At 66.1% G+C, this 20,921-nt stretch carries 21 protein-coding genes; 18 read left to right on the forward strand and 3 right to left on the reverse strand.

All coding sequences use genetic code 11. From position 1 onward, the window contains the following. The first annotated feature begins 179 nt into the window (after window positions 1-179). From Q0894_RS07590 to aroQ, 6 genes are all read left to right on the forward strand, one after another. Window positions 180-881 (forward strand): SAM-dependent methyltransferase, encoded by a 702-nt coding sequence (locus tag Q0894_RS07590; protein ID WP_299233216.1) that lies wholly within the window; start codon window positions 180-182, stop codon window positions 879-881. Next, window positions 815-1,210, forward strand: a complete 396-nt coding sequence (locus tag Q0894_RS07595; RefSeq protein WP_299233221.1) for a multidrug efflux SMR transporter — start codon at window positions 815-817, stop codon at window positions 1,208-1,210. Before Q0894_RS07590 ends, Q0894_RS07595 begins: the two co-directional genes overlap by 67 nt. 32 nt (window positions 1,211-1,242) lie before the next feature. Beyond that, window positions 1,243-2,682 (forward strand): D-alanyl-D-alanine carboxypeptidase/D-alanyl-D-alanine-endopeptidase, encoded by a 1,440-nt coding sequence (dacB, locus tag Q0894_RS07600; RefSeq protein ID WP_299233224.1) that lies wholly within the window; start codon window positions 1,243-1,245, stop codon window positions 2,680-2,682. A 42-nt stretch (window positions 2,683-2,724) separates the two neighbouring features. Then, window positions 2,725-3,096, forward strand: a complete 372-nt coding sequence (locus Q0894_RS07605; RefSeq protein WP_299233226.1) for a diacylglycerol kinase — start codon at window positions 2,725-2,727, stop codon at window positions 3,094-3,096. A gap of 79 nt (window positions 3,097-3,175) precedes the next feature. After that, window positions 3,176-6,175, forward strand: coding sequence for a bifunctional [glutamate--ammonia ligase]-adenylyl-L-tyrosine phosphorylase/[glutamate--ammonia-ligase] adenylyltransferase (gene glnE / locus Q0894_RS07610; protein WP_299233229.1), 3,000 nt, complete (start codon window positions 3,176-3,178; stop codon window positions 6,173-6,175). Window positions 6,176-6,194: 19 nt separating this feature from the next. After that, window positions 6,195-6,629 (forward strand): type II 3-dehydroquinate dehydratase, encoded by a 435-nt coding sequence (gene aroQ, locus Q0894_RS07615; protein WP_132041959.1) that lies wholly within the window; start codon window positions 6,195-6,197, stop codon window positions 6,627-6,629. A gap of 4 nt (window positions 6,630-6,633) precedes the next feature. Here aroQ and Q0894_RS07620 read toward each other — a convergent pair whose 3' ends face one another. Next, a complete protein-coding gene (locus Q0894_RS07620; protein ID WP_299233235.1) occupies window positions 6,634-7,581 on the reverse strand; it encodes an AEC family transporter in 948 nt (315 codons plus the stop codon). Between the two features lie 18 nt (window positions 7,582-7,599). After that, a complete protein-coding gene (locus Q0894_RS07625) occupies window positions 7,600-8,385 on the reverse strand; it encodes an IclR family transcriptional regulator C-terminal domain-containing protein (RefSeq protein WP_299233238.1) in 786 nt (261 codons plus the stop codon). A 139-nt stretch (window positions 8,386-8,524) separates the two neighbouring features. Between Q0894_RS07625 and Q0894_RS07630 the strand changes: the two genes are divergently transcribed. The 10 genes from Q0894_RS07630 to Q0894_RS07675 all read left to right on the forward strand — a co-directional run bounded on the left by Q0894_RS07630 (window position 8,525) and on the right by Q0894_RS07675 (window position 17,939). Continuing rightward, window positions 8,525-9,853, forward strand: a complete 1,329-nt coding sequence (locus Q0894_RS07630; RefSeq protein ID WP_299233241.1) for an adenylosuccinate lyase family protein — start codon at window positions 8,525-8,527, stop codon at window positions 9,851-9,853. A gap of 175 nt (window positions 9,854-10,028) precedes the next feature. Then, complete coding sequence (locus tag Q0894_RS07635; protein ID WP_299233244.1) at window positions 10,029-10,859, forward strand: CoA-transferase; 831 nt, start codon at window positions 10,029-10,031, stop codon at window positions 10,857-10,859. Next, window positions 10,859-11,632, forward strand: a complete 774-nt coding sequence (locus Q0894_RS07640; protein ID WP_299233247.1) for a CoA-transferase subunit beta — start codon at window positions 10,859-10,861, stop codon at window positions 11,630-11,632. Before Q0894_RS07635 ends, Q0894_RS07640 begins: the two co-directional genes overlap by 1 nt. A gap of 18 nt (window positions 11,633-11,650) precedes the next feature. Further along, window positions 11,651-12,853, forward strand: a complete 1,203-nt coding sequence (gene pcaF, locus Q0894_RS07645; RefSeq protein ID WP_299233250.1) for a 3-oxoadipyl-CoA thiolase — start codon at window positions 11,651-11,653, stop codon at window positions 12,851-12,853. Window positions 12,854-12,866: 13 nt separating this feature from the next. Next, window positions 12,867-14,036: an alpha/beta fold hydrolase gene (locus Q0894_RS07650; protein WP_299233253.1), complete on the forward strand. Its 1,170-nt coding sequence runs from the start codon at window positions 12,867-12,869 to the stop codon at window positions 14,034-14,036. Window positions 14,037-14,084: 48 nt separating this feature from the next. Beyond that, window positions 14,085-14,999, forward strand: coding sequence for a pca operon transcription factor PcaQ (gene pcaQ, locus Q0894_RS07655; RefSeq protein ID WP_299233256.1), 915 nt, complete (start codon window positions 14,085-14,087; stop codon window positions 14,997-14,999). A 101-nt stretch (window positions 15,000-15,100) separates the two neighbouring features. Further along, the gene (gene pcaH, locus Q0894_RS07660; RefSeq protein ID WP_299233259.1) at window positions 15,101-15,829 is read left to right on the forward strand and encodes a protocatechuate 3,4-dioxygenase subunit beta; all 729 of its coding nucleotides are present in this window, start codon (window positions 15,101-15,103) and stop codon (window positions 15,827-15,829) included. A 13-nt stretch (window positions 15,830-15,842) separates the two neighbouring features. Next, window positions 15,843-16,475: a protocatechuate 3,4-dioxygenase subunit alpha gene (pcaG, locus tag Q0894_RS07665; RefSeq protein WP_299233262.1), complete on the forward strand. Its 633-nt coding sequence runs from the start codon at window positions 15,843-15,845 to the stop codon at window positions 16,473-16,475. A 150-nt stretch (window positions 16,476-16,625) separates the two neighbouring features. After that, a complete protein-coding gene (locus tag Q0894_RS07670; RefSeq protein ID WP_299233264.1) occupies window positions 16,626-17,459 on the forward strand; it encodes a 3-keto-5-aminohexanoate cleavage protein in 834 nt (277 codons plus the stop codon). A gap of 81 nt (window positions 17,460-17,540) precedes the next feature. Continuing rightward, window positions 17,541-17,939 (forward strand): nuclear transport factor 2 family protein, encoded by a 399-nt coding sequence (locus tag Q0894_RS07675; protein ID WP_299233267.1) that lies wholly within the window; start codon window positions 17,541-17,543, stop codon window positions 17,937-17,939. 10 nt (window positions 17,940-17,949) lie between these two features. Here Q0894_RS07675 and Q0894_RS07680 read toward each other — a convergent pair whose 3' ends face one another. Beyond that, window positions 17,950-19,659, reverse strand: coding sequence for a sigma-54-dependent Fis family transcriptional regulator (locus Q0894_RS07680; RefSeq protein ID WP_299233270.1), 1,710 nt, complete (start codon window positions 19,657-19,659; stop codon window positions 17,950-17,952). Between the two features lie 313 nt (window positions 19,660-19,972). Here Q0894_RS07680 and Q0894_RS07685 point away from each other — a divergent pair, with 313 nt between their 5' ends. Together Q0894_RS07685 and Q0894_RS07690 are read left to right on the forward strand one after the other, a co-directional pair. Then, a complete protein-coding gene (locus Q0894_RS07685) occupies window positions 19,973-20,344 on the forward strand; it encodes a cytochrome c (RefSeq protein WP_299233273.1) in 372 nt (123 codons plus the stop codon). A 4-nt stretch (window positions 20,345-20,348) separates the two neighbouring features. Continuing rightward, window positions 20,349-20,894, forward strand: a complete 546-nt coding sequence (locus Q0894_RS07690; protein WP_299233276.1) for a hypothetical protein — start codon at window positions 20,349-20,351, stop codon at window positions 20,892-20,894. Window positions 20,895-20,921: the final 27 nt, after the last annotated feature.

Raw genomic sequence — 20,921 nt, forward strand, 5'->3', positions numbered from 1 at the left:
GCGCCGGCCGCCGGAGCCCGGCGCGACCACCCTCAGGCACTTATTGAAAAAAGCCCCGAGCTCATGATGAGTTCGGGGCTTTTTGCGTTGGTGGCGCTGGCGAGACGATGGTGCAGTTCGAGCGGGGGATAGGCGAGGCTGGTAGAATCAGTGTTCGTTTCGTATCACAGCAGGTCGTCATGCAAGCCACTTCTCGCCGCATCGTTACCAATCAGGCGGGGCCTCACCAGGGCCTCGAGACACGCGTGGCGCGTGCCCTGGAGTATCCGTGGCGCAAGCCTGTCGCCGAGCATACCCGCGAAGCCTTCGCCTCGGCCGCTCGCTGGAGAGAGGCGCGCAGCGACTTGCCATTGATCCTGGATGCCGGTTGCGGGGTGGGCATTTCGACTCGTCAGCTGGCGGAAGCCTTCCCCGACCACGCCGTAATGGGGATCGATCGCAGCGATAGCCGCCTCAGTCGCGAGCATGGACCGCTGCCGGACAATGCGCTGCTGGTGCGAGCCGACCTGGTGGATTTTTGGCGGCTTGCCTTTCAGGCCAACTGGCGGCCGGCTCGTCACTACCTGCTCTACCCGAATCCTTATCCCAAGGCGGCGCTGCTCAAGCTGCGCTGGCATGGCCATCCGGTGCTGCCCTTCATCCTGGCCCTGGGGGGGCGTCTTGAGCTGCGTTCCAACTGGAGACTCTATCTGGAGGAGTTCTCGCTGGCCCTACGGCAGGCTACTGGGGTGGAGACCCTCGTGGAGGCGCACGCCCCCGGAACAACCTATCTGACACCATTCGAGAGGAAGTACCACCTCAGTGGTCAGCCACTGTGGCGGCTGGTGGCCGGGTTGTCGGCCAATCCGGCCCTGGTTCCCGCGCAAGAAGGAGAGTCATGATGGCATTCGTCTATCTGGCCCTGGCCATCGTCGCCGAGGTGGTGGGGACTACCGCCCTGAAGGCTTCGGAGGGCTTTACCCGGCTGGGGCCAAGTGTGGCCGTGGTGGTGGGCTATGGCCTGGCCTTCTATCTGCTTGCCCTGGTGCTGCGCACCGTGCCGGTGGGGATCGCCTACGCGATCTGGGCGGGGCTGGGAATCGTGCTGGTGACCGTGGCAGGCGTTCTGCTCTATGGTGAGAAGCCGGATCTACCGGCACTGCTGGGTATCGCCATGATCATTGGCGGTGTCGCGGTGATCCAGCTGTTCTCTACCGTCTCCGCTCACTGAAGGCCCACATTCACTCGCTTATGAGCCCTGTCATGCGCTGTTGCCTGCGTTCTGCCGTTGCCCTGCTGTTGCTGTGTCTTTCCCTGCCCGCCCATGCTTCCGGCTTCGATACTCTTTCGCGTCTACTCGACAAGGGGTTCCGGATCAGCGCCGAAGCCAGGCTGCTGGATGATGATCGCGTGGTGGCCGCCATCGAGCCGCAGCGTCTGCTTTCCCCCGCATCGGTCAGCAAGAGCTACCTGGCCGCGGCCGCGCTGGATCGCTGGGGACCACAGCACCGCTTCACCACTCGTCTGGTCAGTACACGGGAGCCAGATAGTCACGGGGTCTTGCAGGGCGACCTGATCCTCGAGGGTGGTGGTGACCCGGCGCTGACCAGTGAAGACCTGTGGCGTCTGGTGCAGCGGCTGCATCAGTCGGGAGTGCGCAGGGTAAACGGCAGGCTGATGGTCAGCCAGTGGCGCTTCGGCCCCGTGGAGTGCCTCACCTACGACCGTTGTGAGGCGCGAGAGCGTACTCGTCACGCCTATAGTGCGCTGCTCTCCTCGGCCGGGGTCAACTACGGCAACTGGTGTGTCAATGTGGCACCCGCCGATACGCCCGGCGAGCCGGCCAACGTCACCGGCTGTGATAGCCAGGCGGCCATCCTGGCCATCGACAACGGGGTGGTGACCCGCCCGGACAACAGTGGCACCGAGATCAGCGCGGTGCGCATTACCCGTGATGGCCGCGACGTGATGCAGCTGAGCGGCCAGATCTCCACCAATGCCCATCCTCGCGATATCTATCGGGCCAGCGCCGACCCGGCCGGCCAGATGGCGTTGACGCTGCTGGCGATGCTCGACCAGGCCGGCATCGCCGTGAGTGGCGGGGCGGATACGACCGAGCAGGCACCGCCATCCACGGCGACAACGCTGGCCGCCGTGGATGGCAAGCCGCTGCAGGAGCTGTTGCTTCGCACCATGAACTACTCCAACAACTATATGGCCGATATGCTGGCCTTGAACCTCGTCGAGGCGCCACGCGCTGACCTGCGCTCGGCGGGGGCCGCCATCGAGGCCTTCGTGGCCGGCATTCCCGGCCATGGGCCGGTGACTCTGCTCAGCGGGAGTGGACTGACGCCGGAGAATCGCACCTCGGCGCGTGGCGCCAATGCCCTGCTGGATAGCCTTTATCACCGCCCCTCCCTGTTTCCCAGCTTCGTGGCCGCCCTGCAGTCTCCGGACAATGGCGTCATGCGCTTTATCAGGCGTGGCTCCGATACCTTCCAGCGGCATGTGATGCTCAAGACCGGCACCCTCAACCAGCCGGTGACGGTGAGGGCCGTCAGTGGCTATTTTCGCACCTCAAGCGGCCGCTGGGGCGCCTTCAGCGTGCTGATCAACGGCACCGGCAGTACTCCCTATCTGAGCTGGTCCGAGGTCCTGGACCCCCTGGCGATTGACCTCGAGCGCATGATCGATGACCACTGAACGACCTGGTCAACGCGCCAAGGAAAACACAAGGAAGAGACGATGAAACCCGGACATACCGGCTGGCGTCACCTGGTGAACTCTACCCGCTACTCGATAAAGGGGCTGAAGGCTGCCTGGCGCCACGAGGCGGCGTTTCGACAGGAGCTGGCCCTGTTCCTGCTGCTGCTGCCGTTGGCCGGATGGCTCGGCGATGGGCCGGTGGAGTGGATCCTGCTGCTGGGTAGCGGCCTGGTCGTGCTGGCCGTGGAGCTGCTCAACAGCGCCATCGAGAGCATCGTGGACCGCATCGGCCCCGAGCATCACGAGCTCTCCGGGCGTGCCAAGGATCTGGGGTCTGCCGCCGTCATGATGTCGCTGCTGCTGGCCGGCCTGACCTGGCTGCTGCTGCTGGGTCAGAAACTCTTCGGCTGATACATCGACCCGGCGGGTGCCAGCGGGGGCCTCGCTTCGCTATGCTGGGGGTATTCGCCACCCTGGACGCGAGACGCCGATGCCTCTGCCCGAAGACTTCCTGCCACTGAACGACACTCCCGACCCCCTCAGGGCGCCGCTGGAGCACACCCGGGAGCGGCTCGCCGAGGCGCTGGGGGAGGCCGAGCACCTGGCGGAGATGACCGACCGCGACTCCCCCCTGGAGGACTGGCTCGGTCTCGCCGAGCCGCGTCGCGAGCAGCTGGCCCGGGTACTGGCCATATCGGACTTCGTGGCCGAGACGCTGGTGCGCTATCCCGACTGGCTCATGCACCTGGACGCCAGTGGCGAGCTCGATGCCTCCCCGAATCCCGATGCCCTGCGCGGCTGGCTCGAGGAGCGCCTCGAGGAGGTCGAGGACGAAGCCTCCATGCATGCCGTCATTCGACGCTTCCGCCGCGCGCGCATGGTGGGCATCGTCTGGCGTGATCTGACACGGCCCGGGGATACCGACATGTGGGCCACCTCGGCGGCGGTGTCGCGGCTGGCCGAGACCTGCCTGGAGGTAGCGCTGACCTGGCTGGAGACATTCCTGGAGCCGCGCTGGGGGCGTCCCGCCCTGCGTCGCGATGGCAATGAGCAGCGTCTGGTGGTGCTGGGCATGGGCAAGCTGGGGGCCGGCGAGCTCAACCTCTCCTCGGATATCGACCTGGTCTTCGCCTTTCCCGAGAATGGCGAGACCCAAGGCGGGCGCAAGTCCCTCGAGCATCAGGAGTATTTCACCAGGCTGGGGCAGCGCTTGATTGGAGCCCTGGATGCGGTTACCGCCGACGGCTTCGCCTTCCGGGTCGATATGCGCCTACGCCCCCTGGGCGACGGGGGGCCGCTGGTCGGCAGCTTCAACTCGCTCTCGAGCTACTATCAGGACCAGGGGCGCGAGTGGGAGCGCTACGCCATGCTCAAGGCGCGGCCGGTGGCCGGCGATCTGGATGCCGGTGCCGAGCTGCTGGCCGGTCTGCGTCCCTTCGTCTATCGCAGATATCTCGACTTCGGGGCCATCGAGTCGCTGCGCGAACTCAAGGGCATGATCAATCGCGAGGTGCGCCGCAAGGGCATGGAGGGCAACATCAAGCTCGGCCCCGGGGGCATCCGCGAGGTGGAATTCGTGGTTCAGGCCTTTCAGCTGATTCGCGGTGGGCGCGACACTGAACTGCAGGTGACTTCCTTGAAGACCGCACTGGAGCGCCTGCCCGAGCTGGGACTGCTGCCCGTCGAGGTGGTCGAGGAGCTGATGCCCGACTATGTCTTCCTGCGCGACCTGGAGCATGCGCTGCAGGCCCTGGAGGATCGTCAGACCCAGTGTCTGCCCGACGACGAGCTCGATCGAGAGCGGGTCGCGCTGGCGCTGGACCTGGAGGGGTGGCCGGCACTGATGGCGTGCCTCGACGAAGTGCGCGGCCGGGTGCGTCATCACTTCGATGCGGTGATCGCCGAACCCGAGGAGGAGGTGGAGGAGGTCGCCGACGAGACCGCCGGCGGCATTCCCCTGGAACAGTGGCGAGCACTGTGGCGGGGCGAGCTCGACGAGGAGGAGAGGACCGTGCTCCTGGAGGAGGCGGGTTTCAACGATCCCGCCGCCGCGGCACGACGACTCGGTGCGCTCTATCACTCGCGGCAGGTGCAGGGCATGCAGCGCATCGGCTATGAGCGCCTTGAGGCCCTGCTGCCGCTGCTGCTCGATGCCGTCGCCGTGAGTGACGCGCCGGATACTGCCCTGGAGCGCGTGCTGCCACTCATCGAGTCGGTGCTGCGGCGCACCGCCTATCTGGCGTTGCTGCGCGAGAACCCCGATGCCCTGGGGCACCTGATGACGCTCTGCTCGGCGAGCCCGTGGATCGCCGAACAGCTGGCCCGTTACCCGATCCTGCTCGACGAGCTGCTGACGCCCGATACCCTTTATACGCCTGCCGACAAGATGCGGCTCGCCGACGAGCTGCGCCAATCCCTGGGCCGTATCCCCGAGGAGGACGAGGAGGCCCAGCTGGAGGCCCTGCGAGTCTTCAAGCACGCCCAGACGCTGCATGTGGCCGCGTCGGATATCGCCGGGACTCGTCATCTGATGAAAGTGAGCGACTACCTCACCTATATCGCCGAGGTGATCCTCGAGGCGGTGTTGTCCAGGGCCTGGAAACATCTCACTCGCAAGCACGGCTTTCCTCTGCTGGCCGATGGCAGCCGCGCCGATGCGACGCCGGCCTTTCTGATCGTGGGTTATGGCAAGCTCGGCGGCATCGAGCTGGGCTACGGCTCCGACCTGGACCTGGTGTTTATCCACGATGGCGCTCCCCAGGGTGAGACCGATGGCAAGCGCGTGCTGGACAATGCGATCTTCTACACGCGACTCGGTCAGCGCATCATCCATCTGCTCACCGCGGTGACGCCCGCGGGTACGCTGTTCGATGTGGATATGCGGCTGCGCCCCTCGGGCAATTCCGGCCTGCTGGTCACCTCGCTCAAGGCTTACGCGGATTACCAGCGCCGTGAGGCCTGGACCTGGGAACACCAGGCGCTGGTGCGTGCTCGGGTCGTGGCCGGGGATGCACGGCTGGCCGAAGGTTTCGACGACGTGCGTCGCGAGATTCTGGGGCGTGAGCGTGACGTGGCGCTGCTGCGTGAGGAGGTCACCAAAATGCGTCACAAGATGCGCGATCATCTGGGTGGCAAGAGCGCGGAGGGAGAGTTCGATCTCAAGCACGATCCTGGCGGCATGATCGACCTCGAGTTCCTCTGTCAGTACGCCGTGCTGGCCATGGGGCATGAGACACCGGCACTGCTCGAGTGGAGCGACAACATGCGTATCCTCGAGACGCTGGAGGCCAGCGAGCGCCTGCCGGCCGGGGAGTGCCAGCGCTTGCGGGAGGCCTATCTGGCGCTGCGCAGCGCCGCCCATCGTGCCTCGCTTACCCGTGAGCCGGCACGCGGTCGCGACGAGGCCTTCAAGGATCATCGCCGGGCAGTCATCGAGGCGTGGCAGCGGCTGCTGGAACCGCCGGAAGAGGCGGCAGAGCCCAAGGATTGATTACCAAGGATATCTATCAATGAACAAGGCACTGGTACTGCATGGTCCCAACCTCAACCTGCTGGGCACCCGCCAGCCCGAGGTCTATGGCCATGAGACCCTGGACGACATCAATAACACGCTCCATGAGCAGGCGGCCCTGGGGGGCTGGGAGATCACCTGTCGGCAGAGCAATCATGAGGGGGAGCTGATCGACTGGATCCAGGCGGCGCGCCTGGACGGCACCGCGGCGATCATCATCAACCCGGCGGCCTATACCCACACCTCGGTGGCGATCCTCGACGCCCTGAACGCCTTCGACGGCCGGGTCATCGAGGTCCACCTCTCCAACGTGCACCGGCGCGAGAGTTTCCGCCACCACTCCTATGTCTCGCTGCGTGCCGATGGTGTGATTGCGGGGTTGGGGAGCCAGGGCTATCGCGCCGCCCTGGAGGCGGTGATGCGGTCGAACTAGGTGACTAGATGGGCAGCAGGCCGGCCTGGGTCAGCAGCCAGATCGACAGGCTGATGGTAAGAAAGGAGGCCAGGGTGCCGACCATCAGTGCGGCGGCACTGGTATCGCCCTGGTCGAACTGCTTGCCGAACAGCGGATAGACGCTGATCATCGGCGCGCAGGCGAACAGCAGGCCGCCCGCAATCATCATCGGGTCTGGCTCGGGAAGCAGTAGCAAGAAGGCCAGCACCGCCAGGGGGTGCAGCAGCAGCTTGCCGATCACTATCTGCCCCATATCGGCCGCCATGCCACGCACCTTCAAGCCATGCAGCATGCCACCGATGGTGAACAGGGCTGCCGGCCCGGCCGCCTCGGCGAGCATATCGATGGCCTTGGCAAGTGGGGTGGGCAGCTGCCAGCCGGTCAGGGCCAGGGTCACGCCGGTCAGCAGGCCGATCAATACCGGGTTACGGGAGAGCCTGGCGAGCGTCTTGTGGACGACCCGGGAAAGCCCGCCGCCGTTGTGGCGGCTGGCCTCGGCCAGGGTGAGGGCCATGGGAATGATCAGCAGGGTTTCCACGACCATGTTCAGCGCCATGAAGATCGCCGCCGGTGGGCCGATGACCATCACCGCAACCGGATAGCCGATAAAGCCGCTATTGGCCGCCGACATGCCCAGGGCGTGAATGGCCGCGGCATCCAGCGCATGGCCGCGCCAGCGCGCCAGGGCGATCCCCACGGCGAAAACCAGTAACGATCCAAGGCCATAGGCCAGCAGGTAGCCGATATTCAAGGCTTCTTCGAGCGGGGTGGCGGTCAGGGCTCGAATCAGCAGCGAGGGCAGGGCGAAAAACATCACGAAGGTGGCGATGCCCTGCATATTGTCGCGACTCAGCAGCCCGGAAAACGCCGCCAGGAAGCCGGCACCGATCAAGATAAAGATCGGTAGCGTGATCGTCAGAATCTCCAGCATGAGGCCTTCCTTGGCAGATCAGCTGATGGTGGTGCGAATCTCTTGCGCCTTCTGCTGTAGCAGCGGCAGATACTCCTGTATCAGGGTATCGTGATCGATCCGGGCGGCATTGGTGCTGATATTGATGGCGCCCAGTAGCTTGCCATTGGCATCGAAGGCGGGAACTGCCAGTGAGCGTAGTCCGGAGTCGAGCTCCTGGTCGGCGATGGCGTAGCCCTGGCGGCGCACCTCGAGGATGCAGCGCTTCAGTTCTCCCTTGTCGGTGATGGTCTTGTCGGTATGTTTCTCCAGCGTGACGCGGGCGAGCCAGGCATCCAGCTCCGCCTCGGACAGCTGGGCCAGCAGCACACGGCCCATGGAGGTATGGGCCGCGGGCAGGCGGGTACCGACCGACAGGGTGATGGCCATCAAGCGATGTGGCGAAGAGGAGCGGGCCACATAAGTTATCGCCTCGCCGTCGAGCACGCCCAGCGAGGAGGACTCGCCGCACTGCCGGGTGATATCTTCCAGAACCTGCTGGATCACGCTGCGGTAGTTGTTGCTGGACAGGAAGGCATAGCCGAGCTGCAGCACCTTGGGGGCCAGCTCGAAGACGCGCTGCTGCTTGCGCACATAGCCCAGGGCATGCAGGGTCAGCAGGAAGCGCCGGGCGCGGGCCCGGTTCATGCCGGTGCGCGCGGCGACCTCGCTGAGCGTCATCCGCGGATGCGCCTCGTCGAAGGCCAGGATCACCTCCAGCCCGCTGGCCAGGGCGGTGACGAAGTCACGATCATCGGGACTGAGAACCTCTTCCTCGGGTGTCATCGGCGTTCCATCAAGGGCTTGCTGAGTTGCTCATGGTGTGTCTCCAATCTAGCATAGCGTTCGAATCGCGAACACTTGTACGGTATTGGGCTTTCGTCGGTTGGCCCAGCTCTCATCCCCCTGAACCCGGGAGATCACCATGCCTGCCTCCTTGCTGCAGCACCCCTTCATGAGCCAGTCGGCACTCGCCGAGACCGATTCAGAGAACATGGTCCAGGCCATGCTGACCTTCGAGCTGGGCCTGGCGGAGGTTCAGGAGGCGCGCGGTGCCGTGCCCGCCGGGGCAAGTCGTCAGATGCGCGATATCCTCGCCGCGCACGCCTTCGATGTGGAGGCGATCGCCGCGGGCATCGCCAGCGGTGGCAACGCAGCGATCCCTTTCGTCAAGCAGGGGCGGGCGGCATTGCCCGATGAGCTCAAGCGCTACTTCCACCAAGGTGCCACCAGCCAGGACGTGGTGGACTCGGCACTGATGCTGCTGTTGAAGCCGCGCCTGGCGGCACTGGATCTTCTGCTGGTGCGTTGCCGCATCGCCGCCATCACGCTGATGGAGGCCCATGCCGGCACGGCGATGGTGGGGCGCACGCTGATGCAGCAGGCGCTACCCATCACCTTCGGTGTCAAGGTGGCCCACTGGGCCACCGGCCTGGAGCAGGCCCGGCGGCGCCTGGCCGGCGTTGAGTTGCCTGTGCAGTTCGGTGGTGCCGTGGGGGTGCACTCGGGCTGGGATGACGCGGGGCTCGACTTCATGGATGCCCTGGCCGAGCGCCTGGGCCTGAGCGCGCCGGTGTTGCCCTGGCATACCGACCGCCAGCCGGTCCATGCCCTGGGCACGGCCCTGGATGCCGCCGCCGGCGCCGTCGAGAAGTTGGCCCTGGACGTATCCCTGCTGACCCAGACCGAAGTCGGGGAGGTGGCCGAGCCCTCGGCCCCCGGCATGGGTGAATCCTCCTCCATGCCCCACAAGCGCAATCCGGTACGTTGCGCACTGATTCGCGGCGCCGCCCGCCAGGTACACGGCCACGCCTCGGTGCTGCTCAACGCCGCCGCCCAGCCGCTGGAGCGCGGGCTCGGTGAGTGGCATGCCGAGTGGGGGCCGCTGGTCGACAGTGCCCTGCTGCTGGAGGGGGCCCTGGAGCAGGCCGCCGCGCTGCTCGAGGGGCTGGAGGTGCACCCAGAGGCGATGCGGCGCAACCTGGCCGCTACCGGCGGCGGGATCATGGCCGAGCCGGTGGCCAAGTTGCTGGCGCCGACCCTCGGCACCGATGCCGCGAAGCGGATCAGCGCCGAGGCCGCCGAGACGGCGCGCCGGCAGGGCACTCCCTACGCCGAGGCGCTCAATGAGCATCCCGAGGTCCAGGGGCGGCTCGATGCCGAGGCGGTGGCGCAGGCGACGGACCCGGCCTTATACCTTGGTAGTAGCCAGCGTCAGGTCCAGCGTGCCAAGGCCTGGCTGAACGCTGGTTAACACCCTGAGATAAAATAAAAACTGACCCGTGAACACGCAGGGGAGGCATTGCCTCCCCTGCGTGCTATCTGGGCCCTGGATTGACGATGCGGAGTGGTGGGAGTAATTTGTTCGTATCGCAAATCAAAGTACGCTATTCGAACTTTGGCAAGAACAACCGCCAGGAGATAGACCCATGGCTGAGTTCCTGAGCCTGCATGATGCGGTGGCGCGCTACGTCGAGGACGGTGCTACCGTGGCCATGGAGGGCTTTACCCACCTGATTCCCTTCGCCGCGGGCCACGAAGTGATCCGCCAGAAGAAGCGTGACCTGACCCTGATACGCATGACGCCCGACCTGGTGTATGACCAGCTGATCGGCGCCGGCTGCGCCAAGAAGGTGATCTTCTCCTGGGGCGGTAACCCCGGGGTGGGCTCCTTGCATCGCCTGCGCGACGCAGTAGAAAAGGGTTGGCCTCATAAGGTCGAGATTCTCGAGCATAGCCATGCCGCCATGGCCTGCGCCTTCGAAGCCGGTGCGGCGGGGCTGCCACTGGCCGTGTTGCGTGGCTATGTAGGCAGTGAACTGCCGAGCGTTAATGACCAGATCAAGTTTATCGAGTGCCCCTTCACCGGCGAGCGCCTGGCCGCGGTGCCCTCGGTGCGCCCGGACGTCTCCATCGTCCACGCCCAGAAGGCCGACCGCGCCGGCAACGTGCTGGTGGAAGGCATTGTTGGTGTGCAGAAGGAGGCCGTGCTGGCGGCTGCCAAGAGCATCGTCACCGTCGAGGAGATCGTCGACGACCTGCGCAGCGAGCCGGGTTATCACCCTAACGCCTGCATCATCCCGGGCTGGGCCATCGACGCCATCGCCGTGGCCGAGAAGGGCGCGCTGCCCTCCTATGCCCACGGCTACTACCCGCGCAACAACGCCTTCTACAAGGAGTGGGACGCCATCGCCCGGGATCGCGATACCTTCACCGCCTGGATCGAAGAGAATGTCATGAACGCAGGGGGGAACGCCTGATGAGCCTCGACTATACCTCCGCCGAGATGATGACCGTCACCGCGGCCCGCGCCCTGGAGAACGGCACCACCTGCTTCGTTGGTATCGGCCTGCCTTCAGAGGCAGCCAACCTGGCGCGCCTGACCCACGCCCCTGACGTGGTGCTGATCTATGAGTCCGGGACCCTGCAGACCAAGCCCGATGTGTTGCCGCTCTCCATCGGCGACGGCGAGCTGGCCGAGACGGCCCTGACCACCGTGGCGGTGCCGGAGATGTTTCGCTACTGGCTGCAGGGCGGCAAGATCGATGTGGGTTTTCTAGGCACCGCCCAGATCGATCGCTACTGCAACCTCAACACTACCCTGATCGGCGACTACCGAGAGCCGAAGGTACGCCTGCCGGGTGGCGGGGGAGCGCCGGAGATCGCAACGAATGCCGGTGAAGTGTTTATCACCCTGAAGCACTCCAGGCGTGCCTTCGTGGACGAGGTCGACTTCGTCACCACGCTGGGCTTCGGTCGCGACGGCAAGGGCCGTGAGGGCGTACCCAATATCGGCAAGGGGCCGACCCGGGTGATTACCGACCTCTGTGTGATGAAGCCCGACCCCGAGACCAGAGAATTGGTCGTGGTCTCGCTCCATCCGGGAGTCACCCCCGAGCAGGTCCAGGAGGCCACTGGATGGGAGATTCGCTTCGCCGAGGTGCTTGAGAATACCCCCGAGCCCAGCGAGAAGGAGCTTGAGATCCTGCGCGAGCTGAAAGCGCGTACCGAACGAGCCCATGCCGGCCAGTAAGCCGATCAGGAGAGTCATATGAGCGACGTATTCCTCTGCCATCCACGCCGCACCGCCGTGGGCCGCTTCGGCGGTACCCTTGCAAGCGTGCGCCCCGACGACATGGCCGCCACCATCTTCAAGGCGGTATTGGCCGAGGCGCCGGGCCTTGAGCCTGCCGCCATAGAAGAGGTTTTCATGGGTTGTGCCAACCAGGCCGGTGAGGACAACCGCAATGTGGCACGCATGTCCGCGTTGCTGGCGGGCCTGCCGACCTCGGTGCCGGGTACTACCCTGAACCGCCTGTGCGGCTCCGGCATGGATGCGGTGGGCACCGCCTTCCGCGCCATCAAGGCCGGCGAGATGGAGCTGGCCCTGGCCGGCGGCGTGGAGTCCATGTCCCGCGCGCCCTACGTGCTGGGCAAGGCCGACAGCGCCTTCTCCCGGGGCCAGAAGATCGAGGACACCACCATCGGCTGGCGCTTCATCAACCCGCAGATGAAGAAGGCCTACGGCGTCGACTCCATGCCGGAGACTGCCGAGAACGTGGCCGAGCAGTTCAAGATCTCCCGCGAGGACCAGGACGCCTTCGCGCTGCGCTCCCAGCAGAAGGCCGCCGCCGCCCAGCAGGCCGGCCGCTTCGCGCTGGAGATCACCGCCATCGAGATCCCGCGTCGCAAGCAGGAGCCGCTGGTCTTCGACCAGGACGAGCACCTGCGTGAGACCACCCTCGAGAAGCTCGCCGGCCTGCCCACCCCCTTCCGCGAGGGCGGCAGCGTCACCGCCGGCAACGCCTCCGGGGTCAACGACGGCGCCGCGGCGATGCTGGTGGCAAGCCAATCGGCCGTCGAGGCGCACGGTCTGGCGCCCATGGCGAAGATCCTCGGCATGGCCACCGCCGGGGTCGAGCCGCGCATCATGGGCTATGGCCCGGTGCCGGCGGTCAACCGCCTGCTCGAGCGGACCGGTGTGTCGCTTGACGAGATCGACGTGATCGAGCTCAACGAGGCCTTCGCCGCCCAGGCCCTGGCCTGCATGCGCGACCTGGGCCTCGAGGATGACGACCCGCGGGTCAACCCCAACGGCGGCGCCATCGCGCTGGGCCACCCGCTGGGCATGTCCGGGGCGCGCCTGCTGCTGACCGCCGCCCATGAACTGCAGAAAAGTGGCAAGCGCTACGCCCTGTGCACCATGTGCGTGGGCGTGGGGCAGGGCATTGCTACGCTGATCGAGCGGGTATAACAGGAGACTTCCCATGGCATTTCTGACTATCAACGGACGCAGCGTCGCCTATCGCCTGCTCGGCGCCGAGGCCAACCCTCTGGTGGTGCTGGCGCACCCGCTGGGCATGAGCCAGGCGGTGTGGGACGACGTACTGCCGTCGCTGCTGCCGCGTTACCGGGTGCTGACCTGGGACCTTCCCGGCCATGGCGCCAGCCAGGCCTGGGGCGACGCCCCCATCACCCCGGCCGATCTGGCCGCCGAGGCCCTGGCGCTGGTCGAGCATGCCGGTGCCGAGCGCTTTCACTTCGCCGGCACCTCCATCGGCGGTGTGGTGGGCCAGGCGCTGATCGCCGAGCACGGCGAGCGCCTGCTGACTGCCACCCTGACCAACACCGGGGCGGTGATCGGCAACGCCGAGCTGTGGAACACCCGCGCCGGGCGCGTGCGCCAGGAGGGCCTGGCGGCGATGTCCGAGGAGATCGTGCCGCGCTGGTTCGCCCCCGCCTGTTTCGAGGCCGAGCCGGCCCTCAAGGCGGGCTGGTGCACCCAGATGGGGCGCGGTGACGACGAGGCCTACGCCAAGCTTTGCGAGATGCTGGGCCGCGACACCTTCGATGGCAGGCTCGCCGGGAAGGGTGTCAAGGTGCAGCTGCTGGGCGGCAGCGAGGACCTGGCGACACCGCCGGCGACCCTCGAAGCCCTGGCCACCGAGCTCGACGGCGCGCCCCTGGAGATCCTCGAAGGCGTCGGCCACGTCCCCTCCGTGGAGGTGCCGGGCCTGTTCGCCGCGAAGCTGCTGGTGGTGATGGCGGTGGATCTGGGCGATGTGGGCGCCAATGGCGTGGACTACGCCACCGGCCTTGCGACCCGCAAGCAGGTGCTGGGTGAGGAGCATGTGACGCGCTCCACCGAGAACGCCACCAGCCTGGACGCTCCCTTCCAGCAGATGATCACTCGCCTGGCCTGGGGCGAGCTGTGGAGCAACGAGGACCTGACCCGCCGCGAGCGAAGCATGATCACCACCGGCATCCTGGCCGCCCTGGGCCGCGAGGAACTGACCCTGCACCTCAAGACGGCCAAGCGCATCGGGCTGACCGAGGCCGAGCTGCGCCAGGTGCTGATGCATGTGGCCATCTACGGCGGCGTACCGGCGGCGAATCATGCATTCGCGCTGGCCAAGGAGCTGGGCTGGGGCGAGTAGCCCCGTTCAGCCGCCGGCATGATCGATGCCCCTCGGCAGGAGGCCTGAATGCTCAACGCGCGAATCAAGCTCCGTCATATTCAGACCTTCCTGGAGGTGGCTCGCCAGCGCAGCTTTGCCCGGGCTGCCGAGCGGATGTCGATCACACAGCCGGGGGTCTCCAAGACCATTCGGGAGCTCGAGGAGATCACCGATGCCAGTCTCTTCGAACGTACCCCCCGTGGTGTCTCCCTGACCCAGGCCGGCCTGACCCTGCTGAGGCATGCCGGCCCGGCGCTGCGTGCCCTGGAAGAGGGGATTGGAGCGCTAGGCGAGGGGCACGCCGGTAGCTGGTTGCGCGTTGGTGCCCTCTCCACGGTGGAGAGCCGATTACTGCCGGAGGCGATCTTGCGTTGGCAGGCGAGCATGGAGGGGGAGAGTGGTGTCAATGTGGTCACCGGGCCCAGCGCCTTTCTGCTCTCTCGACTGCGCCGCGGCGAGCTTGATTTGGTGGTGGGACGGATGACAGAGGCGCGGGAGATTCTCGACCTCGCCTTCGAGCATCTCTTCTATGAGCGCCTGATACTGGTGGTACGAGTCGGCCATCCGCTCGCCGGCGAGACATATCTGAAACCGCAGCAGCTGATGCGCTTCCCCTGGGTGCTACCGCCTCCTCAGACCACGCTGCGCCAGCGGGTGGACACCTTCTTCGTGCGTCATGGTCTAGAGTCACCGGCGAGCCAGCTCGAGACGCTTTCCCTTCCACTTAGTCGGTACTACGTCCAGGGGAGCGATGCCGTCTGGGTGGCACCGGAGGAGGCTGCATGCGAGGCGCTCGGCTTGGGAGAGCTTGCCGAGCTGGCTCTGCCACTGGAGGAGCGAGGGGGATCGGTGGGGTTATGCATCAATTCCAGCCTGGCGCCCTCGCTGGCGCTGGAGACATTTTGTGAGACGTTGCGAGGAGTGGCATCAGGCGACCCATAACCTATGGGTTATGTGTGGGGCGCAAGGTGTCAATTGGCAGGTCGCGTTACTACCGTCAGACTGGTTTGGGTCAATGTAATCCCCCTTGAGAGAGGAACGAAATGCAATATGACAGCAAGCGATTCGTCGAGCGCGACCGCAACTGGCACCCGCCGGCCTATGCCCCGGGGTACAAGACCTCCGTGGCCCGGTCACCGCAGCAGGCTCTGGTCAGCATGCAGAAGCCCACGGTGTCGGAGCTATCCGGCCCTGACTTTCGTCAGCTGCGCATGGGCCCTCACGATAACGATCTGCTGTTGAACTTTCGTCAGGACCAGAGCCAGGGGCTACCCCAGGGCGAGCGCATCATCATGTTCGGCCGCGTGGTCGACCAGTTCGGCAAGCCGGTTCCTCATACCCTGGTGGAGATGTGGCAGGCCAACGCCGGTGGTCGCTACCGCCACCGGAATGATAGCTACCTGGCGCCGCTGGACCCCAGCTTCGGTGGCGTGGGGCGCACCCTGACCGATGAGCAGGGCTGGTATCGCTTTCGCACCATCAAGCCGGGCCCCTACCCCTGGCCCAACGATCCCAACAGCTGGCGCCCCTCGCACATTCATGTGTCGGTGATGGGACCCTCGATCTCCACGCGCCTGATTACCCAGATGTACTTCGAGGGCGATCCGCTGATCCCGCTGTGTCCCATCGTCCACACCCTCAAGGACCCCGAAGCCGTGGAGACCATGATAGGTCGCTTGGACATGGCCCGCAGCAAGCCCATGGACTGCCTGGCCTATCGCTTCGACCTGGTGGTGCGCGGCGAACTGCAGACCTACTTCGAAAATCAGTAACAGGGGTGACGAGATGAACCAGCCGAATTCCCGACCCACCAGCGAACTGATGCTGCGTGAGACCGCCTCCCAGACCGCCGGCCCCTACGTACATATCGGCCTGGCCCTGGCCGCCGCCGGCAACCCGACCCGCGACGAGGAGATCTGGAACGAGATGGCTCGCCCCGAGGCCGAGGGGGAGCATATCGAGGTGGTCGGCACGGTGATCGATGGCAATGGCGACCTGGTCCGCGACGCCTTTATCGAAGCCTGGCAGGCCGATAGCAACGGCGAGTATCAGCCGGAATTCGACCTCGAGAAGCCGTTCAATAGCTTCGGGCGAACCGCTACCACCTTCGATCATGGCAGCGAGTGGTCACTAACTACCGTCAAACCGGGCCCGGTGGTTCATGCCAGTGGTCAGTCCCAGGCACCGCATATCAATCTGTCGATCTTCGCCCGCGGCATCAACATTCACCTGCAGACGCGCCTCTACTTCGAGGATGAGGCCGAGGCCAACGCCGCCTGTCCGGTGCTGTCGCGCATCGAGTCACCGACCCGCCGCCAGACCCTGATCGCCCGGCGCGAGGAGGTCGACGGCAAGGTGCGCTATCGTCTCGACATTCGCCTGCAAGGCGAGGGTGAAACGGTCTTCTTCGACTTCTGACCCGGCGCCCTGGACCTCCAGGGCTCCGGTCATCCGCGCCGCCCACCGGGGCGGCGTTCGGCGTCTTCGGCGCCGAGCACACGCCACGGGGGGAGGCGCCCCCTGATGATATTGAGCCACGGTACCGCTTCGGTACCAAGAGAGGTCACCATGTCCAACCCCTGCATCATCTGTGTCGCCATCACCGGCAGCCTGCCGCGCAAGGAAAACAACCCGGCCGTGCCGATCACCGTAGAGGAGCAGATCGAGAGCACCCAGGCGGCCTTCGAGGCTGGGGCGACCATCGCCCACTGCCACGTGCGTAACGACGACCAGACGCCCAGCTCCGACCCGGAAAAGTTCGGCCGTCTGCTGGAAGGTCTGAACAAGCACTGCCCCGGCATGATTGTGCAGCTCTCCACCGGCGGTCGTTCCGGGGCCGGCGAAGAGCGGGGCGGCATGCTGCCGCTCAAGCCCGATATGGCCAGCCTCTCGGTGGGCTCCAACAACTTCCCCAACCGCGTCTACGAGAATCCGCCCCAGCTGGTCGACTGGCTAGCCGAGGAGATGCTCAAGTACGACATCAAGCCCGAGATCGAGGCCTTCGACCTGTCGCACATCCATCAGGCGGTCAACCTCTCGAAGCAGGGCAAGCTCAAGGCCCCGCTCTACGTGCAGTTCGTGATGGGCGTGAAGAACGCCATGCCGGCCGACAAGCCGACCTTCGACTTCTACATCGAGACCCTCAAGCGACTGGCGCCCGATGCCCAGTGGTGCGGCGCCGGTGTCGGTTCCAACCAGCTCAAGCTCAACGAGTGGTCCATCGCCGCTGGCGGCCATACCCGCACCGGCCTCGAGGACAACGTGCGCCTCGACCGCGACACCCTGGCGCCCTCCAACGCGGCCCTGGTGGAGCGTGCCGCGGCGCTGTGCGAGAAGTACGAGCGTCCGGTGGCGACCTGGCAGCAGGCCCGTGAGATCCTCGGCCTGCCGCAACCCGCCTGATCCACCTGCATGGGCAGCACGCCGCCTGTCGTCTCACGGCAGGCGGCGTTCATGTGATTGCGATACCCAGAGGAGAAGAGGATGGGCACGACAGCCGACGAACGCACGCCCGATCATGACGAGATCGTACGCGTGGTGCAGTGCTATGTGGACGGCTTCCAGGGCCGTCTGGACAAGCTCCAGGAGGCCTTCCACGAGGATGCCTGGATCCTGGCCCTGGATGCCGAGGGCGGCTTCAGCAAGGACCTGATCAGCGACCGCTTCGCGCGCTGGGCGGCCAGCCACCGGCAGGTGCGCGGGCGCGTCATCCAGGTGACACAGGCCGGCGAGGTGGCCAGCGTGCTGCTCGGCTTCGACAACACCGAGAATCTGGCGGACTCCTGGGTGGACGTGCTGGCCCTGATCAGGCTCGACGGCGTCTGGAAGATCACTCACAAGAGTGCCGTGCACAGCAGCCGGGCGGATTGGGCGAAGCCCTGACCCCTCGGCCTCAGCGCAGGTCGTACTTCTTCAGGCGGTAGGCGTAGGCGGGGCGTGTCATGCCCAGCCGGCGGGCGGCAGCGGCGATATTACCGTCGCTGTCCGCCTGTGCCGCCACCAGCATCTCCCTCTCGATATCTTCCAGGGTCAATCCCGCATCGAACAGCGCCTGGATATGCCGGCGGGGCGTGAACTCCGTGCTCGAGTCGTCTGCCGACGCCGAAAGCCGGCCACGTTCATCCAGCCCCTGGCCCTTCTCCCGCTGCAGCGTCGGAACCCGGTAGTCGCCGAACAGCGCACGTTCGGTGATGTGCTTCTGGTCATCGGTGAGGATGACGCCGCGCTCGATGCAGTTCTTCAACTCGCGCACGTTGCCGGGCCAGGCGTACTGGGCGATGGCCGAGCGCGCCTGGTCGGAGAAGCCCAGGGTGCGACGCTGGTAGTGGTGCTCGCAGCGGGCGAGGAAGTGTTCGGCGAGGGCGGGGATATCCTCACGACGCTCACGCAGGGGTGGCACCGTGAGCGTGAAGGCGTTGAGGCGGAAGAAGAGGTCGCGTCGAAAGTGACCCTCCTCCACGCGCTGGAGCAGGTCTGCGTGGGTCGCCGCCACCACCCGCACATCCACCTCCTTCACTCCCTGGCCGCCGACTCGCTCGATCTGGTGTTCCTGCAGGGCGCGCAGCAGGGCGGCCTGGGCACGCGGCGAGAGCTCCGCGAGCTCGTCGAGGAACAGGGTGCCGCCGTGGGCGCGCTCGAAGCGCCCGAGGCGTGACTGCATCGCGCCGGTATAGGCGCCCTTCTCGACGCCGAACAGCTCCGACTCGATCAGTTCCGGCGGGATGGCCGCACAGTTGATGGCGATGAAGGGCCCCGCGGCTCGCTGGCTCTGCTCGTGGAGCCGGCGAGCGAGGATCTCCTTGCCGGTGCCCGTCTCGCCGAGCAGCAGCACGGGTACCTCCGCGGCGGCGGCGCTGTCGAGCATGGCCAGCATCTCGCGGAAGGCGGGTGCTGCGCCGATGGGGCCCCAGTCATCCTCGTGGCGCCGGCGGGTGAGGTCTCCCTCCAGGGTCGCGACCCGCGCCTGCAGCTCATAGAGCTCGTCGATCAGCGGCGCTTCGCGAAGCACGGCCGAGAAGGCCTGGTGGTCGGGCCACTCCTCGGCAAACTTGCCGATGATGCGACAGCGGGCATCACCACAGCCCAGGCACTCCACTTCCCGATACTGTACCTCGCGTCCCAGCAGCTGTGTGGCATAGCCGGAGGCGTAACCCAGCAGCGTCCAGCATACCGGGCTGCTCTGCGTGTCCCGGCCACGCCAGACCTCCACCTCGAAGGAACCTTTCCAGATGAACTCGCTGTAGAAGCGATCGTTCTCCAGGTCGATATCCAGCTGGCCGGGCACCGCCTTGACGTGCCCCTGCAGGGCGTGCAACTGCGGGCCCGCCAGGAAGCTGTCTCGCAGCCCCAGCCGCTCGCCGCGCAGGGACTCGCCAAGCTCGGCATCCTGCAGGCCGGAGTAGTAGCCCAGGCGGATGAAGACGCCACGGGCGCGCTCCACCCCCAGGGTGGTGACGAGCTCGTTGCGAAAGAAGGCCGATGCCTGCAGCGACATCAGAATCATGCGTTGCTCGCCGAGCCAGATCTGCCCCTCTTCCGGGAGGAAGCGCAGGGCATCCATCAGGTCACGGGCGCTGGGGTACTGGGGGGTACTTGAAGGCATGGAAAGCTCGTCGATAAGGCGCGGCGTCAGGATATCACCCATGCTGAGTCGAGAGGCGACGCCTCGGATGATGATTTGCGCAGGGGTGATGAAATGGTTAATCGATTTTAGCGAACGCGTGTTCGTATCGCGAACGCTGGATGTCGAAAGTTTGCCTAGTGCCTTGAATATCTGGCTTTTTCAAATTCCGGCACGCTTCTTGACAGGTATATTGGGCAGGTCTCCGGTGCTAACCTATTGATTATACTAAAGTCTAAGGGGGCGCCGGCCCTGCGACGACAAGCCCATGACGACCAGACGGGTGACATTGATCATGCAAAACACAACAACGGTGCTTTCCCGGCACCTACCCTCACGTACCCTCGGGGCGCTGGCCCTGTTCGGTGCCCTGCTGCTCCCCCCGGTGGCGGCCAACGCCTCGGACGCCCGCGAGCCCGACGAGGTCTACCGGCAGGTCTGCGCCCACTGCCACGCCCCGGACAAGGCCGTTGGCCCCGAGATCACCATGGCCTTCCCCGAGGCAGCCTGGGAAGCGCGCGGCAACTATATCCGCAATACGGTGCGCCATGGCCGCGCCGCCATGCCGGCCTTCCGCGCGGCCAAGATCAGCGACCCCGAGCTGGAGGCCCTGATCGAGGCTCTGGTGCGCGGTGACATGGCGACCACGGCGGCCAGCGAGGAGTAGTGCCATGAACCTGACGCGTCGACAACTCATGAAGAATAGCCTGCTGCTGGGGGCCGCCATGCCGCTCTCCCTGGGCGCCGCCTGGGCCGCCGACAGCGGGTTCGCCGAGGCCCCGGTGCACGGCCCGATCCGCCTCTACGGCGCCGATCGCTCCACCACCGAGCTGGGACTGGGGCTGCGCCAGCAGGGCTGGGCCCCTAGCTACGAGGGGCGTCTCGATCCGCTGGCACTCAACGCCCTTCCCGCCGGCAGCCTGGCGACCGGCTTCACCGACGAGGCGGGCCTGGTGCTGCTGACCAGCCTGCTGGCCGGTCGCGGCCGCGTGCTGGCACTGGGCCGCCATGAGGCGGGGCGCCACCAGCTGCTGAGCCATCGCGGGCCCCTCACGGCGCCGCTGGCGGGTGAGGCGGGCAGCTGGCAGGCCGCGCTGGGGCGGGAATATGCCCGCCTGGCACAGGCGGCGGGTAGCGCACGCCAGACCCGGGATCTCAGGCGTCCGGCCGGCGAGGCCACCAGCGCCACCGAGCTGAGTTTCCTGGTTCGGCTGTAAGCCCCTGAACATAACAAGCGAGAGACG

The organism is uncultured Halomonas sp. (genome assembly GCF_947501415.1).
Taxonomy (GTDB): domain Bacteria; phylum Pseudomonadota; class Gammaproteobacteria; order Pseudomonadales; family Halomonadaceae; genus Halomonas.

Excerpts from the sequence above, each read along its gene's own strand:
- Q0894_RS07625 (WP_299233238.1), bottom strand. The coding sequence starts at position 8,385 with ATGACACCCGAGGAAGAGGTTCTCAGTCCCGATGATCGTGACTTCGTC.
- Q0894_RS07690 (WP_299233276.1), top strand. The coding sequence starts at position 20,349 with ATGAACCTGACGCGTCGACAACTCATGAAGAATAGCCTGCTGCTGGGG.
- Q0894_RS07620 (WP_299233235.1), bottom strand. The coding sequence starts at position 7,581 with ATGCTGGAGATTCTGACGATCACGCTACCGATCTTTATCTTGATCGGT.
- aroQ (WP_132041959.1), top strand. The coding sequence starts at position 6,195 with ATGAACAAGGCACTGGTACTGCATGGTCCCAACCTCAACCTGCTGGGC.
- pcaH (WP_299233259.1), top strand. The coding sequence starts at position 15,101 with ATGCAATATGACAGCAAGCGATTCGTCGAGCGCGACCGCAACTGGCAC.
- Q0894_RS07685 (WP_299233273.1), top strand. The coding sequence starts at position 19,973 with ATGCAAAACACAACAACGGTGCTTTCCCGGCACCTACCCTCACGTACC.
- Q0894_RS07680 (WP_299233270.1), bottom strand. The coding sequence starts at position 19,659 with ATGCCTTCAAGTACCCCCCAGTACCCCAGCGCCCGTGACCTGATGGAT.
- pcaF (WP_299233250.1), top strand. The coding sequence starts at position 11,651 with ATGAGCGACGTATTCCTCTGCCATCCACGCCGCACCGCCGTGGGCCGC.
- Q0894_RS07675 (WP_299233267.1), top strand. The coding sequence starts at position 17,541 with ATGGGCACGACAGCCGACGAACGCACGCCCGATCATGACGAGATCGTA.
- Q0894_RS07635 (WP_299233244.1), top strand. The coding sequence starts at position 10,029 with ATGGCTGAGTTCCTGAGCCTGCATGATGCGGTGGCGCGCTACGTCGAG.
- Q0894_RS07590 (WP_299233216.1), top strand. The coding sequence starts at position 180 with ATGCAAGCCACTTCTCGCCGCATCGTTACCAATCAGGCGGGGCCTCAC.
- glnE (WP_299233229.1), top strand. The coding sequence starts at position 3,176 with ATGCCTCTGCCCGAAGACTTCCTGCCACTGAACGACACTCCCGACCCC.
- dacB (WP_299233224.1), top strand. The coding sequence starts at position 1,243 with ATGCGCTGTTGCCTGCGTTCTGCCGTTGCCCTGCTGTTGCTGTGTCTT.
- Q0894_RS07640 (WP_299233247.1), top strand. The coding sequence starts at position 10,859 with ATGAGCCTCGACTATACCTCCGCCGAGATGATGACCGTCACCGCGGCC.
- Q0894_RS07650 (WP_299233253.1), top strand. The coding sequence starts at position 12,867 with ATGGCATTTCTGACTATCAACGGACGCAGCGTCGCCTATCGCCTGCTC.
- Q0894_RS07605 (WP_299233226.1), top strand. The coding sequence starts at position 2,725 with ATGAAACCCGGACATACCGGCTGGCGTCACCTGGTGAACTCTACCCGC.
- pcaQ (WP_299233256.1), top strand. The coding sequence starts at position 14,085 with ATGCTCAACGCGCGAATCAAGCTCCGTCATATTCAGACCTTCCTGGAG.
- Q0894_RS07670 (WP_299233264.1), top strand. The coding sequence starts at position 16,626 with ATGTCCAACCCCTGCATCATCTGTGTCGCCATCACCGGCAGCCTGCCG.
- Q0894_RS07630 (WP_299233241.1), top strand. The coding sequence starts at position 8,525 with ATGCCTGCCTCCTTGCTGCAGCACCCCTTCATGAGCCAGTCGGCACTC.
- pcaG (WP_299233262.1), top strand. The coding sequence starts at position 15,843 with ATGAACCAGCCGAATTCCCGACCCACCAGCGAACTGATGCTGCGTGAG.